Annotated in this window: 14 protein-coding genes; 10 read left to right on the plus strand and 4 right to left on the minus strand. The window is 60.2% G+C overall.

Translation table 11 applies throughout. The features are described from left to right. From CRP40_RS14075 to CRP40_RS14120, 10 genes are all read left to right on the plus strand, one after another. Nucleotides 1-795, plus strand: coding sequence for an ABC transporter permease (locus CRP40_RS14075; protein WP_027914255.1), 795 nt, complete (start codon nucleotides 1-3; stop codon nucleotides 793-795). Continuing rightward, entirely contained in the window at nucleotides 792-2,012 is a 1,221-nt protein-coding gene (locus tag CRP40_RS14080) for an ABC transporter ATP-binding protein (protein ID WP_023536279.1), read from the plus strand. The genes CRP40_RS14075 and CRP40_RS14080 overlap by 4 nt, the downstream gene beginning before the upstream one ends. After that, nucleotides 2,005-3,393 (plus strand): methyltransferase domain-containing protein, encoded by a 1,389-nt coding sequence (locus tag CRP40_RS14085; protein ID WP_027914256.1) that lies wholly within the window; start codon nucleotides 2,005-2,007, stop codon nucleotides 3,391-3,393. Before CRP40_RS14080 ends, CRP40_RS14085 begins: the two co-directional genes overlap by 8 nt. Next, the gene (locus tag CRP40_RS14090) at nucleotides 3,393-5,918 is read left to right on the plus strand and encodes a glycosyltransferase family 1 protein (protein ID WP_027914257.1); all 2,526 of its coding nucleotides are present in this window, start codon (nucleotides 3,393-3,395) and stop codon (nucleotides 5,916-5,918) included. The genes CRP40_RS14085 and CRP40_RS14090 overlap by 1 nt, the downstream gene beginning before the upstream one ends. 81 nt (nucleotides 5,919-5,999) lie before the next feature. Beyond that, complete coding sequence (locus CRP40_RS14095; protein ID WP_230396015.1) at nucleotides 6,000-7,589, plus strand: DUF6311 domain-containing protein; 1,590 nt, start codon at nucleotides 6,000-6,002, stop codon at nucleotides 7,587-7,589. Further along, nucleotides 7,589-8,539 (plus strand): glycosyltransferase family 2 protein, encoded by a 951-nt coding sequence (locus CRP40_RS14100; protein ID WP_033694998.1) that lies wholly within the window; start codon nucleotides 7,589-7,591, stop codon nucleotides 8,537-8,539. Before CRP40_RS14095 ends, CRP40_RS14100 begins: the two co-directional genes overlap by 1 nt. Further along, complete coding sequence (locus CRP40_RS14105; protein ID WP_027914260.1) at nucleotides 8,536-8,925, plus strand: GtrA family protein; 390 nt, start codon at nucleotides 8,536-8,538, stop codon at nucleotides 8,923-8,925. The genes CRP40_RS14100 and CRP40_RS14105 overlap by 4 nt, the downstream gene beginning before the upstream one ends. A gap of 67 nt (nucleotides 8,926-8,992) precedes the next feature. After that, the gene (locus tag CRP40_RS14110) at nucleotides 8,993-10,036 is read left to right on the plus strand and encodes a glycosyltransferase family 2 protein (RefSeq protein ID WP_080992900.1); all 1,044 of its coding nucleotides are present in this window, start codon (nucleotides 8,993-8,995) and stop codon (nucleotides 10,034-10,036) included. Next, nucleotides 10,033-10,371 (plus strand): EamA family transporter, encoded by a 339-nt coding sequence (locus tag CRP40_RS14115; protein ID WP_023536240.1) that lies wholly within the window; start codon nucleotides 10,033-10,035, stop codon nucleotides 10,369-10,371. The genes CRP40_RS14110 and CRP40_RS14115 overlap by 4 nt, the downstream gene beginning before the upstream one ends. A 57-nt stretch (nucleotides 10,372-10,428) precedes the next feature. Beyond that, on the plus strand, nucleotides 10,429-12,495 hold the full coding sequence (locus CRP40_RS14120; RefSeq protein WP_027914262.1) for a glycosyltransferase family 39 protein: 2,067 nt from the start codon (nucleotides 10,429-10,431) through the stop codon (nucleotides 12,493-12,495). Nucleotides 12,496-12,583: 88 nt separating this feature from the next. Here CRP40_RS14120 and CRP40_RS14125 read toward each other — a convergent pair whose 3' ends face one another. The 4 genes from CRP40_RS14125 to CRP40_RS14140 all read right to left on the minus strand — a co-directional run bounded on the left by CRP40_RS14125 (nucleotide 12,584) and on the right by CRP40_RS14140 (nucleotide 15,267). Then, nucleotides 12,584-12,847, minus strand: coding sequence for a DUF3077 domain-containing protein (locus tag CRP40_RS14125; protein ID WP_027914263.1), 264 nt, complete (start codon nucleotides 12,845-12,847; stop codon nucleotides 12,584-12,586). A 79-nt stretch (nucleotides 12,848-12,926) separates the two neighbouring features. Continuing rightward, on the minus strand, nucleotides 12,927-13,169 hold the full coding sequence (locus CRP40_RS22225) for a hypothetical protein (protein ID WP_027914264.1): 243 nt from the start codon (nucleotides 13,167-13,169) through the stop codon (nucleotides 12,927-12,929). A 416-nt stretch (nucleotides 13,170-13,585) separates the two neighbouring features. Further along, nucleotides 13,586-14,683, minus strand: coding sequence for an acyltransferase (locus tag CRP40_RS14135; protein ID WP_027914265.1), 1,098 nt, complete (start codon nucleotides 14,681-14,683; stop codon nucleotides 13,586-13,588). 320 nt (nucleotides 14,684-15,003) lie between these two features. Continuing rightward, nucleotides 15,004-15,267 carry a DUF3077 domain-containing protein gene (locus CRP40_RS14140; protein ID WP_027914266.1) on the minus strand — a complete coding sequence of 88 codons (264 nt, stop codon included), beginning with the start codon at nucleotides 15,265-15,267 and terminating at the stop codon, nucleotides 15,004-15,006. Nucleotides 15,268-15,533 lie beyond the last annotated feature (266 nt).

Here is a 15,533-nt window from a genome sequence, read left to right on the forward strand (position 1 = left end):
ATGTTAGGCATGTTTCGGGGCGTCTGGGATTACCGGGGCTTCATCCTCACCTCCATCAAGAACGAGTTCATCTCGCGCTTTGCCCGCAGCAAGCTAGGCGGCCTGTGGATGATCATCCACCCCCTGGCCCAGGTGGCCATCTACGCGTTGATCCTGTCCAACGTGCTGGGCGCGCGCCTGCCCGGCATCGACAACAAGTACGCCTACGCGCTGTACCTGATTGCCGGCATCCTGGCCTGGAACCTGTTCGCGGAAATCGTCGGGCGCTGCCTGACGGTGTTCATCGAACAGGGCAACCTGATGAAGAAGATGCGCTTTCCGCGCATTGCGCTGCCGGTGATCGTGGTGGGGTCGTGCCTGCTCAACAACCTGTTGCTGTTCATCGCCGCCATGATCATTTTCGCCTTGCTGGGCCATGCGCCCAACGCGCAGATGCTGTGGCTGCTGCCCCTGACCCTGGTGGTGGTGGCCTTCGCCGTCGGCCTGGGCCTGGTGCTGGGTGTGCTGAACGTGTTCTTGCGTGACATTGGTCAGGTGGTGCCGATCATCATGCAGGTATGGTTCTGGTTCACGCCGATCGTGTACTCGGTCAACATCGTGCCCGACTACCTCAAGGGCACCCTGGACATCAACCCGATGTATGCCATCGTCACCGGCTATCACAACGCGCTGGTCTACAAGCTTGCGCCGAACATCGCCGAATTGGGCGTCACGGTCGCCATTGCCCTGGGCCTGATGGTACTGGGGCTGTTCCTGTTCCGCAGGGCTTCTGCCGAAATGGTGGACTCGCTATGACACTTCTGTCCGTCAGCAACGTAGGCAAGGCCTACCGCAGCTACCGCTCCGAATGGCAGCGCATCGCGCGCTGGTGCTACTTGCCGGTCAAGGCCAGCAGCGAGCATTGGGTGCTCAAGCACATCAGCTTCAACATCGAGGCCGGTGAAGCCATCGGCCTGGTGGGGCAGAACGGCGCGGGCAAGTCCACGCTGCTGAAAATGATCACCGGCACCCTGCAACCCAGCGAAGGCACCGTGCGCGTCAACGGCCGCATCGCCGCCATCCTCGAGCTGGGCATGGGCTTCAACGCCGAGTTGAGCGGGCGTCAGAATGCCTACCACGCCGCCGGCCTGATGGGCTTTACCACCGACCAGATCGACGGCGTGATCGACGACATCGAGGCGTTCGCCGAAATTGGCGAGTACTTCGACCAGACCGTGCGCACCTATTCCAGCGGTATGCAGATGCGTGTGGCCTTTGCCGTCGCCACGGCATTCCGCCCCGAAATCCTGATCATCGACGAAGCCTTGTCGGTGGGTGACAGCTACTTCCAGCACAAGAGCTTTGGCCGCATCAAGGAATTCCAGCAGGCTGGCACCACGCTGCTGATCGTGTCCCACGACCGCGCCGCCATTCAGGCCCTGTGCAACCGGGCGATCCTGCTGGACGGCGGCACCGTCATCAAGGACGGGCCACCTGAAGAGGTGATGGATTACTACAACGCCCTGATCGCCCAGAAAGAAAACGCCACCGTCGAAGTGCAAACCCTCGAGAACGGTGCAGTGCAAACCCGCTCGGGCAGTGGCAAGGCCAGCATCGCAGGTGTCTCGCTGCTCAACGCCCAGGGCGCTGCCGCCGAATACGTGACCGTGGGCGAGGACGTCTGCCTGACCGTGGACGTGGCCATCAACGCCCCGTTGCCCGAACTGGTGGTGGGCTATGTGATCAAGGACCGCCTGGGCCAGGACGTATACGGCACCAACACCCATCACCTGGGGTGTGCCCGCAAGGACCTCGCCCAGGGCACGCAGCTGTCGTACCGTTTCCGCTTCCCCGCCAACCTGGGCGTGGGTTCTTATTCCGTCGCCGTCGCGCTGCATGCGGCCGATGCCCACGTGGTGGACAACTACGAGTGGCGCGACCTGGCCTTGGTGTTCAACGTCGTCAACGTTTCGGAAAGTACGTTCGTAGGCCTTGCCTGGATACCTCCGACCGTGGAGTGCAGTAATGGATAGTCGATTCTACCGGGCGTTCGAAGACCGCCATCGCGGCTCGCGGGCGCTGATCGCCAGCCGCCTCGAAGTCTACCTGCCGTTTCTGGCGCCGCTCAAAGACCTGTACCCCCAGGCGGGCGTGCTGGACGTAGGCTGCGGCCGTGGCGAGTGGCTGGAAATGCTGATTCGTGAAGGCTATGACGCCAGCGGTGTGGACCTGGACGAAGGCATGCTCGAAGCCTGCCGCGAACTGGGCCTGCCGGTGCGCACCGACGATGCGCTCAACGCGCTGCGCCAGTTGCCCGATGCCAGCCTGATCGCCGTCAGCGGCTTTCATATCGCCGAGCACATTCCCTTTACCGTGCTGGAAGAAATGGTTGGCGAAGCCATGCGGGTGCTGCAACCCGGCGGCTTGCTGATCCTGGAAACGCCCAACGCTGAAAACGTGGTGGTCGGCACCAACAATTTCTTCGTCGACCCCACCCATGACCGCCCAATCCCCAGCCTGCTGCTGTCGTTCTTGACCGAGTTCAAGGGCTTTGCCCGCTCCAAGGTCCTGCGCCTGCAAGAAGCGCCGGACCTGCGCGAGCCGGAGCGCAAGCTTGGCGTGATGGACGTGTTGGCCGGCACCAGCCCGGATTACGCCGTGGTGGCGCAGAAGCAGGCACCGGCCGAAATACTGGCCGCGTTCGACGCACCGTTCGAGCAGGTGTATGGCGTAGCGCTGGACGAATTGGCCTCGCGTTATGACCAGGCCCTGGAGGGCCGGTTGAATACCCTAGAGAATCAGATGGCAACCGAAGTACATGACCTGCTCGGCTCCCTGAAAGCCGAACAAGCCGAGCGCGTGCAATTGCTCGAGGCAGGGTTTGCGCAAGAGCGCGAGCGCTTGCAAGCCCAACTGGACAACGAGCGCGAGCATGCCCAGCACGCACTGGCCCAGGCACGCGAGCAGGCCGAACGGCTGCAACTCGAGATGAACACCTCGCTGAGCAACGCCCACCACTGGTACCTGCGCGCCACCGCGCTCGAACAGCAGTTGACCACATTCCAGAGCAGCACCGTGTGGCGCGCGACCACGCCCGTGCGCAAGCTGGGCCACCTGGTCAAGCACCCTCGCAGCGCCGCAACTACCGCCAAGCACACCCTGCGCCGCGTCGCGCCCCATGCACGGCTGTGGCTGGCCCGTCGCCCTGCCGTCGAGCGCAAGGTCAGGGCCCTGGTTCAACGCAGCCCCTGGCTTACTGGCGTGTTGCGTGACCTGTTGAAGGTGCCAGCGCCTGCAGTGCCTGTAGAGGCCAACGACCCACAGCACGGTTTGATCGACCATGCTCCATTGACCCCACGGGGGCGCCAGATCGAAAGCGCGCTCCGTGCTGCCGTGACGAAGGGCCAGAAGTAATGCGTATCGTAATTGACATGCAGGGCGCGCAGACCGAAAGCCGTTTCAGAGGAATTGGCCGCTACAGCATGGCGTTTGCCCAGAGCATCGTGCGCAACCGCGGCGAACACGAAGTCTATCTTGTGCTCAACGGCATGCTGCACGAGAGCATCGAGCCCATCCGCACCGCGTTCATTGGCTTGTTGCCGCAGAGCCATATCCGCGTGTGGTACGCCGAAGGCCCCGTCGCCGACAGCCACCCGAACAACCTGGCGCGTCGCCAGACGGCCGAACACATGCGCCAGGCCTGCATCGACGCGCTCGAGCCGGACGTGATCCACGTGACCAGCTCGGTTGAAGGCTACATCGATGACGCGGTGATCGGCAGTGCCACGCTGCACCATGATGCGCTGGTCAGCGCCACGCTCTATGACCTGATCCCGCTGGTAAGCCCCAAGCAGTACCTCGACGGCAACCCGGCCTACAAAAGCCACTACCTGGCCAAGGTCGGCGCATTCCAGCAGTACGATCTGCTGCTGTCGATCTCGGACTTCGCGCGTCAGGAAGCACTCTCCCTACTGCCGCTGGATGAGGCGAAAGTCGTCAACGTATCCACCGCTGCCGATGACGTGTTCTACCCGGTCACGCTCGCCCACGAAGAGCGTCTGGCGCTGCTTGAGAAATTCGGCCTGCGCGAACCGTTCGTGCTGTACACCGGTGGCGCCGACGAGCGCAAGAACCTGCCTCGCCTGATTGAGGCCTTCGCAGCCGTCAAACCCAAGCTGGGTGAGACCCAACTGGTATTCGCCGGCAAGATGCCGCAATACCACGTGGACCTGTACCGTCAGCATGCCCGTGACCAGGGGCTGGCCCCGGACGACCTGGCATTCACCGGTTTCGTCAGCGATGCCGAGCTGCGCAGCCTGTACAGCATCTGCGAGCTCTACGTATTCCCGTCCTGGCACGAAGGCTTCGGGCTGCCGCCGCTGGAGGCCATGAAATGTGGCGCGCCCGTGATCGGTGCCAACGCCTCAAGCGTACCGGAGGTCATTGGCTGGGATGAGGCAACCTTCGACCCACACGATCCAGCGGCGATTGCCAGCAAGCTCGAGCAAGCCCTGCTGGACGACGCCTTCCGCAAGGCCCTGGCCGTTCACGGGGCAGACCGCGCCGAGCATTTCTCGTGGGACCGTACAGGGCAGGCCGCCCTCGAGGCCTTCGAACACGCCATGGCCCAGCGCCAGGCCGACCAGGCGCACATCGAGCAGCCGCGTGACCACCTGCAGCAGTTGATCGAAACCCTCAGTGCCAGTGCGCCGCTGCAAAACGGTGAGGTCAGCGTCGAGCGCCTGGCCAAGGCCGTTGATTACTCCGTGCAACCGCCTACGGATGTACCAAGCCTGTTCGTCGACATTTCGGAGCTGTGCAAGCACGACGGCAAGAGCGGCATCCAGCGCGTGGTGCGCAGCATTCTGCTGGAATGGCTGGTCAATCCGCCTTCGACCTACAAGGTCGTACCGGTGTACACCACGCCTGCTGAGCCGTACTACCGTGAAGCGTCGGCGTTCACCGCCAAGTTCCTGGGCCAGGAGCCGAACGAAGCCTTGCAGGACGAAGTCATCAGCTACCGCGCTGGCGACGTGTACCTGGGCCTGGACCTGTTGATGGACGTGCTGCCGCACAAGAAGGCCTACTTCAACGCCATGCGTGACCACGGCGTCAGCATCCTGTTCGTGGTCTACGACTTGCTGATCCTGCAACTGCCGCACTGTTTCGTCGAAAGCCTGCACGAACACTATGCGAAATGGATACGGACAGTGGCTGAATACGACGGCGCCATCTGCATTTCCCAAGCCGTGGCTGATGAGCTCAATGACTGGTACCTGGAGCACATGCCTGCACGCAAGCGCCCGTTCCACATTGGCGCCTTCCACCTGGGCGCCGACCTTGACCAGTCCGTGCCATCGCTGGGCTTCCCGGAAGACCCGGCCATGCGCCTGGAAGCGCTGGAAGACAACCCTACCTTCCTGATGGTAGGTACGCTGGAACCCCGTAAAGGGCATGCACAAACGCTAGAGGCGTTTGAACAGCTATGGGCCGATGGGGTACAAGCCAATCTCGTGATCGTGGGCAAGCATGGCTGGCTGGTCGATGAACTGGCGCGCAAGCTCGAGAACCACGCCGAGCGCGGCAAGCGGCTGTTGTGGCTCTCCGGTGCCAGCGACGAATACCTGGAGCACCTGTACCAGGAGTCCGACTGCCTGGTGGCCGGCTCCTACGGTGAAGGCTTCGGCTTGCCGCTGATCGAGGCCGCGCAGCACAAACTGCCGATCATCGCCCGGGACCTTGCGGTATTCAGGGAAGTGGCCGGTGATCACGCCTGGTACTTCGAAGGCACGCACACAGAAGAAATTGCCGAGAAGATCAAGCAATGGCTGGGGTTGTTCGAAAAGGGCGAACACCCTCAATCCACCGAAATGCCATGGTTGACATGGAAAGCCAGCGCACAACAGCTGGTGGCTGCAATCGATAAGTGCGCGTTCTAACGCGCCTATAAAACACACACTGGGGCGTTTGCAATGAGTTCAAGGTTGGGTTCCACGGGGAGGACGGGCCTGGCGTTAGCGTTGGCTATCGCCGTCTGGTTCGTGTGGCATCATTTTCCTTCGGGGTTCATCGCCGGTACATCGTCGTACTGGCAGTCGGAAGTCGACGACGTTACGCAATACATCTCTGGCTTCCACGCGTTCTTCAGCGCGCCTTTCGGGTATCCGCTGCTGGCATTCGACAGCATCAATTACCCGCAGGGCACGCGCGCGACGTTCATGGACACCATTCCGCTGTATGCGCTTATCCTGAAACTGGTGGTGCCCGCGTCATACGCACCGTTCAACCCCTACGGCGTGTGGGTGGGCCTAGCATTCCTGGGCCAGGCCGTGTGTGGCTGGTGGATACTGCGCGAGCTTGAGGTCAAGTCTTGGCTGGCACTGGTGGCGCTGGTGGTGTGCCTGCTGATCTTCCCGGCCTTTACAGCGCGTGTGACCCATATCTCGCTGATGACGCACTGGATCCTGCTGGCAGCCATCGCGCTCTACTTGCGTGGGCAGCGCCTGGGGCAGGTGCCCGTGGCAGGCTGGACAGCATTGTTGGTGGCCGGCTTCTACATCAACATTTACCTGTGCGTGATGGCGAGCGCCATTTATGTCGCCAACTGGCTGGCTAAGCCACGGCACTACCGCTGGGTGGACGTGCCTCGGGCGTTGTTGCCGTTCCTGATCATCGGCGCAAGCTTGTGGGTGACCGTGTTCCCCATGGACTCCACGAACGTGGCCAAGGAAACCGGTTTCGGCACGTTTTCCATGAACCTGCTGGCACCGTTTTCAGGGGGTACGTTCTTCCCCATCGAAAACGCCGAAATGCCGGGGCAATACGAAGGCTTCAATTACCTGGGCCTGGGTGTCTTGCTGGGGTTGCTTGCCGGCCTGGTACTGGGCGGGCGCAGGGCAGTGAGGTGGGCGGCGGACAACTGGCCGCTGGTGCTGGTGATGCTTGGGCTCACCCTGTATGCACTTTCCGACAGCATCTATTGGGGCACCCACCAGGTGCTGGTGCTGCATTACCCCGCGTTCATGGAGGCCATCACTACGCAGTTCCGGGCCTCTGGCCGGTTCTTCTGGCCTGTAGGGTATGCGCTGACCATCGCGGCCATCGTACTGCTGTACCGCAGGCTGCCCAAACGCGTTTTCGCGCTGGCGATGTTGGTGTTGATCGTGGTGCAGGTGGCGGACATGTCCATCCAGCGCCACCGCTTGATCGATGGCGCCAAGCGCCCGGCAACACCAATCCTGACCCAGGCTGCGTGGGACGCCCAGATAGCCGATGGCATTCAGTATCTGTATTTCTTCCCCAAGTTCCGCTGCGGGCGCTCGGACATGATCCTCAGTACGCTGATGCCGACCATGCGGTATGCCGTCGAGCACGGGCTCAAGATCAACACCGGCTACGTGGCACGCGCCAACTCCAACTGTGCAGTGGAAAGCACCCAGGCCGAAATTGCAGGCTCCGATGCGCGCCACTCCCTGTATGTATTCGTCAAGGGCGATTTCCCTGAAGTGGGCCAGGCGCTGGCGCTGTTCCCAGCCGACCATCAGCCCCAGTGCACCGAACTCGATTACGCCCATGTGTGCAAGTTTGATGTGGACAAGGAGCGCCACTGATGAGCCAGCCCAGGCGCTTGTTGTCGCTGATCTCACCGTTCTACAACGAAGAGCGCGGTGTTTGCGCGTTCTTCGAGCGTGTGGACGCCCTGTCAAAGACGTTGGCCGATCGTTATGACTTCGAGGTCATCGCGATCAATGACGGCAGCAGGGACCAGACCTACGAAGAACTGCTCAAGGCCCAGGCGGCTTACCCGTACGTAACGGTCGTTGACCTGTCACGCAACTTTGGGAAAGAAGCCGCGCTTTCAGCTGGCCTGGACTTTGCGACCGGCGATGCAGTCGTGCCCATCGACTCCGACCTTCAGCATCCTCCCGAAGTGGTGCTGGAACTCGTTGCCAAATGGGAGGAGGGCGCCGAAGTGGTGCTGGCCAAGCGCGTGGATCGGCGCACCGACCACGCGGTGCAGAAGTTCACCGCCAACGGGTTCTACAAACTGCACAACTCCATCTCGGACATCCACATACCTGCGGACGTGGGCGATTTTCGCTTGATGGACCGCAAGGTCGTCGAGGCGCTAAAAAGGCTTCCTGAAAACCGTCGCTTCATGAAGGGGCTGTTTGCCTGGGTAGGTTTTCGCACCGCCACCATCGAATACCAGGTGGCGCCACGCAGCACCGGCAAGACCAGCTTCAACACCTGGAAACTCTGGAATTTTGCCATCGAAGGCATCACCAGCTACAGCTCGGCCCCCTTGCGCATATGGACTTACCTGGGCTGTGCGGTATCGGCCATGGCCTTTGTGTATGCGGTTTACCTGCTGATCAAGACCCTGTGCTTTGGCGCCGATACGCCCGGTTATGCCTCGTTGATGATCACCATCCTGTTCGCCAGCGGCGTGCAGCTGATCGGCATAGGGGTGCTGGGGGAGTATGTCGGGCGGATCTTCGTCGAATCCAAGCGCCGGCCCGTGTACATCGTGCGCGAAGTGGTCAAGACCGACCGATGATCATTCCGGGCAAGTACTACCAGTTCCTGCGTTTTGCCTTGGTCGGCGTGGCCAACACGGCGGTGCATGCCGGCGTGGTGATTTTGCTGATGGAAACCCTGGCGCCGCCGGCAGCCGTGGCCAACGCGTGTGCATTCATCGTGGCCAACCTGATGTCCTACAGCATCAACAGCCGGTTCACCTTCCGTGTGCCGATGAGTTGGCTGGGATACCGGCGCTTCTTGCTGGTCTCACTGGTGTCGCTGGGCCTGACGCTGCTCATCACCTCGTGGGTCGAATACATGGGTTGGCACTATGGCGTGGGCCTGGTGATGGTGGTCTTCATCGTGCCAGTGCTCAACTTCATGGTGATGAAGCTCTGGGCATTCGCCCCGGCCAAGTCATGAAAACGCCACCCTGCCGCCACGCCCACCGCAATGACTATTTTTTGGAATACGTAACAGGACTCAAACTATGACAATTGGCCAGCAAGAACACCTTTCGCCTGGCAGCGTACAACCTTGCGAAGATCGCGCGACCAGCATTGCGGTGGTGATCCCTTCCTACAAAGTGACCGCGCACATCCTGGGCGTCATTGCCGATATTGGCCCTGAAGTCGAGCGCATCTACGTAGTCGATGATTGCTGCCCGGAAGGCTCCGGCCGTTATGTCGAGGAACACGCCACCGACCCGCGTGTAGTGGTGCTGCGCAACCCGGAAAACCAGGGCGTGGGCGGTGCGGTCATGACCGGCTACCAGGCGGCTATCCAGGACGGCATGGACATCATCGTCAAGATCGACGGGGATGGCCAGATGGACCCAGGCCTGCTGATGAACTTCGTCACGCCCATTCTTGAGGGCACGGCCGACTACACCAAGGGCAACCGGTTCTACGACCTGGAAGAAATCCGGGCAATGCCAAAGATTCGCCTGTTCGGCAACGCTGTCCTGTCCTTCATGACCAAGTTCTCGTCCGGTTACTGGGACCTGTTCGACCCCACCAATGGCTACACGGCCATCCACCGTGACGTCGCCCGCCACCTGCCGTTCGCCAAGATCAGCCGTCGCTACTTCTTCGAGACCGACATCCTATTCCGGCTCAATACCCTGCGCGCGGTGGTGGTGGATGTACCCATGGACGCCAAGTACGGCGATGAAGTCAGCAACCTGAAGATTTCCAAGATCGTGGGCGAGTTTCTGGCCAAGCACGTGCGCAACTTCGGCAAGCGGATCTTCTACAACTACTACCTGCGCGACATGTCGCTGGCGTCCCTGGAGCTGCCGGCTGGCCTGCTGTTGCTGATATGGGGTCTGGTCTTCGGCCTGTCTCACTGGGCTTCGTCCATCTATACCGGCGTCGCCAACTCTGCCGGCACCGTGATGCTGTCTGCCTTGCCGATATTCCTGGGTATCCAACTGATCCTGGCGTTCTTGGGGCAGGACATCGCCTCGGTCCCCAGAAGGCCGTTCCACCTATCGCGGTTGAAGTCCAAGTTCAAGGCAGGTAAGCGCCCATGATGTATGCCATTGCAATTCTATGCGTCGTGGGTATCGCGACCGGCCAGATCATGTTCAAGCTCAGCGCCAGTGCGCTGCAGCGCGCCGGCACCATCTTCGACCTCAAGACCTTGATGATTCTGGGCTCTGCGTTCGCACTGTACGGTGTGACCACCATCGCCTGGGTGTGGGTGCTGCAAAAGATCGAACTGGGCAAAGCCTACCCGCTGATGGCGTTGGCCTTCGTGCTGGTGCCCATCGGCAGCCACTTCATCTTGGGTGAGCGGTTCCAGGTCCAGTACTTCATCGGCGTCGCATTCATCATGTTCGGCATCGTACTGGCCGTTAAGTCCTGATCGGGCGCACATGCAGCAGGTTGTGGAAATGAAGAGCAGTAGAAGGGATAGGGCAGTATGAAGTTGATAGAAAGGTCGCAGCTGAACGCGACCGTGGCAGTCGCGGCAATCATGGCACTGGCCTTCGTGCTGCTGATGATGCGTTCAAGCGGTATCTACCCAACCGTCTTCGGGGATGAATACACCTACAGCTCGATGGCACGCGTGCTGCCGCTGTCGAGCGCATCGATACCCAACTACCTCTACCTGAGCATCTACAAGTCCACGTTGATGTGTGGCGACGGGTTCGTGGGTTGTACCAAGCTGCTCAATGCCCTGTTCTTCGTGCTGGCCTCGCCGTTCATCTTCATGGTGGCACGCCGGTATTGCAGTGCGCGGGTGTCGGTGTTGATCGTGGCCCTGAGCATGCTCGGGCCGATCAACGGCTACACCACGTACTTCATGCCTGAAGCGTTGTTCTACCTGACGTTCTGGATCAGCGCCTGGTACTTTCTGACCCTGGCCTCGAACGCGCCTTGGCAACGCTGGGCGCTGCTCGGCGTGCTGATGGGGTGTTCGTCCCTGGTCAAGCCGCATGCGCTGTTCGTCATCCCAGCCTTCTGCCTGTGCATTGCCTACTTTGCCTACAAAGACCAGGACCGCTGGTTCGTGACGGCGGTAAAAAACGCCGCTGTGTTCGTCGGCGTCATGTTGCTGACCAAATTTGGCTTCAGCTACCTGGTCGCCGGCAAGGCAGGCCTGACGCTGTTCGGCAACTTCTACGCCACCACCCTTGAGTCCAGCGCCTCCAGCCTCGACCGGTACCTGGCCATCCTTAAAGCGGCGCCGACCATTGCGGCCGGGCACCTGCTGGGCAATGCCGTCATGTTCGGCTGCGCCTTGGCGATCATCATCACCACCAGCATCGCCACATTGCGAACTCGCGCCATCGGCGAGGACGGGAAGTTTGCCTTCTTCGCCCTGTTCCTGCTGCTGAACCTGATCGCCGTGGTGGCGTTGTTCTCGGCATCCGTGGCCGGCACCAACGCCGTCGAAACCGCGTTGCGCCTGCACATGCGCTACTACGACTTCCTGTTCCCGTTGCTGTTCATCGCCGCCGGTGCTGAACTGGCGGGGGCCAGGCTCACGGCGCACCGTTACGTGCGCTGGGGCGTGGCGATCGTGGTGATGGGCGCTGTGGTGTATGCCGGCATCACGCGCATGTACCCGTTTACCCTGAGCTTTATCGATAACCCTGAGCTGCGCGGCTTTACCGCTGGTAATCGGGCCTTCTACGTACTCGCAGGGCTCTCGCTGATCAGCTTGATGCTGTGGTGTGCAAAGCCGCGCAAGGGCTTGCAGCTGTTCGTGTTCGTCTTCCTGCCGCTTTCCATTCTGGTCAGTACGGTATACGCCAGCATGTCGCTGCTCGAACGCAGGCATGCAGACGTGTATGACAAGGCCGGGATGTTCGCGCGTCAATACCTGCCCGTCAGCGAGCGTCCACATCTGCTGGTGGTAGGGGATAACCCGGCCTCGATTCTGCGGGCACTGTACTGGGTGGAAGATTTGAACGCAGGCCCGGACTTGTCGTATAAACCAGGCGAAATCTACACCGCCGACCAGTCGCCGGCTGACAAGAGATGGATCCTGGTAGTAGGGGATGTCGAGTTTGCCAAAGGCGACTTCAAGGTCCTCAAGCTCAATGGCTTCTCGTTGGCCAGAAAGCTGCCCAAGGACAACCCGCTGCTGCTCGATTTCCGCTCAAACATCCACACCGAGTCGGTAGACACGTTGCGCGGCATGTCCCATGCCGAAAGCTGGGGCGCCTGGTCCGAAGGTGACACCGTGACGTTGCAGTTCTCACGGCCGCTGCCCAAAACCTTCACGCTGGAAATCAACGCCAAGGCGTTTGGCCCCAACCAGGGCCGCACCTTTGAAGTGAAGGTAGATGATCGCCGCTATCCGCTGAAGCTGAGCGGTGAAGTGGAACCGTATAGCTTGAAGATCGACAACCCCGACGAAGTCAGCAAGCTGACCATCAAGGTACCCCAGGCCACTTCGCCCGAGCAGCTGGGTATCAGTGGCGACAAGCGCATGTTGGGGATTGGGCTTCGGCAGATTGTGATTCGGGAAGACAAATAGCAGTGCTGTGACGGTACCTATGCGCTTGAATCGATAGGTACCGTCAGGGCAGGGCAGTGAGCACCTTGCCGAATCAACAACCCGCCGCTCAGTTCGCCATGCCAGCGTCAGCATCGTCCATTAGCGTCTTGGCCAGTGCACCCAGGTAGTACGCAGCCCATACCAATTTCGGGTTTTCGTCCATCAAGCCACTGATGGTCAGCTCCTGTACGTAACCCATCAGTTCAGAAGCTTGGGCGCGGGCGTGCTCGCACGGGATGCCGGGTTCGATGCAGAACAGCGGTTCGGTTTGCTGTTTGCCTTGATAGAACTTGGTTTTGCCGGCGGTGACGCCGGTTTGATGTGCGGCCATTGATTGATCTCCCACCATGTTCAGTGTCAGCGACGGTACTCGTGTGCTACGCGAGGCCCGCTGGGGCAACCATCAAGCGTCAATGCATCGCTCGGGGTTCATTTGGCTTTTGCACGAGCATAAGCGCCGATTCGAGCAATGCCCGCAGCGTCTCTATTTCATGCACAGACGCCATAACCAAGATCGACGCTGGCGATTTGGGCTGCAATAGCAGTGCCTGGTGAGCGATGGTAGAGGCGCATAACGCGTAATCCGTGGCTTGGACCAGGAGGTCTTCCAGGGAGTGAATGGGGTGTGGTGGGTCTGGGACAATCTTTAACATGTGCAACCTCTGTCGATGAGGCCGACACCTATTGCTGTCAAACAAATGGGTGGCAGCTGTACGTGGGTTGACAGACCGGTCGACAGAGGTACTAACCCGGCGCACGCGAACGTGCCCCACGCACAGCCACCATTGAGGGTGACCCTACCTTTTTGTCGAAACAGCCTGTCAAAGCCGGTCGTTGATGAGCAACGACGGGTTGAGACTAGGGCTGCGCCTGAGTAACGGCAATCGAAAAAAGGCGATGGGATTATGTTTGGGAAATGGACTACAGGAAAGGCGTAAATTCCGATCAGGAGGCCGGCTGAGGTGGTACCCACCCCCTCGGAAGATACAAAACTGACGGTTTAGCGTGATACAGGCGAACCGCACGGTGCGATGAAATGCTGATCTGCTCCAGAAGGGCACCGGTTGGGTTAGTTGGGCAGTCGTGCAGAAACGTGCCGCTCTCGCTGTCGCAGCCAAGCTTGGGCGGGGCGCTCCAAGTACCGATGGGTGGCAAGGCTCAGGGGTATGAGTACAGCAAAGAACAGCACCATCACCCACCCTTGATAGAACACTGCTCGTGAAAGCGCCAATGCGTCGAAGGCCATGGCGAATATGATCTGCAATGGGAAATGAGTGAGGTAGGACGAGTAACTAATGTCGCCCAGCCACGCCCAGCGCCGCGCCAGACCGGGCCAGCGCGAGCCCGCGGCCGCCAGTGCGGCAATAAGTAATGGGTAGCACACGTAAAGCAGCAACGGGTTGTTCAGCCCGGCAGGTGTTTTCAAAAGCCAGATCCAGGCCACCAGACACAGTGGGCCTGTGATGAGCAGCGCACCCCCATCGCCCAGATACCGGCGCACCCACGTCAGCACGCCATAGGTCATGCCACCGACGAAAAAGCACACCAGACCACTACCCAGTTTGTAGATGTCTGGATAAAGGAAGCTGCCAATCGCGATGGCCGCCAGGGTCAATGGCCATTTCCAGCGCTTGGTCAGGCAGATGATGAAGAAGATCGCGTAGAGCAACACTTCCACCGACACCGACCACACAGGCGCGTTGAAGGACCAACCCTTTTCCAAGCCCCAGGCCGGCACCATCAAAATATTCAGCACCGCGTGATAGACGTCATTGAACGGATAGACGAAATAGGTGCCGTGGCTGCTGAGATAGGCCCATTGCAGGGCCACGACAGCCATGAACGTGACGATGTGCAAAGGGTAGAGCCTGCTAAACCTGTCCTGGACAAAACGTGACACCGTCAACGAGCGACAGCTGATGCCGTTTGCGAACAACCAGTAGAAAACGAACCCCGATAACGTGAAGAACAGCTGCACAGCCAGGTTGCCATGCCGATACAGCAGTTCAAACGTGCTGAAGAACGGTTGCTGTGCCGGGTCGAAGTCATGGGCTGCGCTACCCACATAGAAGAAGTGCTGCCAATGCCAGAACACGACACACAAGGCAGCCAGGCCACGCAGTACATCCAACGTATAGAGCCGATTACTGGGGTTAGAAAGAGTCATGTGTGCTGCTTGATAAAGGAGGTAAGGAAGGTAAATGTTGATCCAGCCAAAACTGAGTCCGGCATTGCGGTCACTGGCGCTTTCAAAGTGTGTACTGACGCTGAACGCTGCCACCTGGGCCTATGACCATGATCATGAGCCCTCCCTGCCGGGGGCGGAGTATACGCTGGCTTGGGATATAGCACCCACTGAGCTTGTGTGCGGAGATGTCCCACACAGCGCGATTGGGTGCTGCGGTTATAGCCTGTGTCAGGGTTCGTGAGCAGGTCTTTTCGATGGCTTAGGAATCTCCAAAACTTACTGCCGCATGAATCCGCCGCTCAGCTCGCTATGCCAGCTTCAGCATCGTCCATCAGCGTTTTGGCCAGCGCACCCAGATAGTATGCAGCCCACACCAGCTTCGGGTTTTCGTCCATCAAGCCACTGATGGTCAGCTCCTGCGCGTACCCCATCAGTTCAGAGGCTTGAGCACGGGCGTGCTCACACGGTATGCCGGGTTCGATGCAGAACAGTGGCTCGGTTTGCTGTTTGCCTTGATAGAACTTGGTTTTGCCGGCGGTGACGCCGGTGTGATGTGCGGTCATTGATTGATCTCCCTGCCTGTTTGCTGCCAGGGCTGCAATGCGGGCGACCTTGCTTGGCAATGGTCAGCCCACCACAGCCCCAGCTGGCTTCAATGCATTGCTCGAGGTTCTCTGGGCCTTTGCACCTGCAGAAGCGCCGACTCCAGCAATGCCCGCAGCGCCTCGAGTTCATGCAGAGACGTCATGATCAGAATCGATGTCGGGGATTTGGGCTGTAGCAGCAAGGCCTGATGCGCGACGGTTGCGGCGCAGAGCGCGTGATCCGC

The organism is Pseudomonas sp. URMO17WK12:I9 (genome assembly GCF_900230165.1).
In the GTDB taxonomy this organism is placed as follows: domain Bacteria; phylum Pseudomonadota; class Gammaproteobacteria; order Pseudomonadales; family Pseudomonadaceae; genus Aquipseudomonas; species Aquipseudomonas fulva.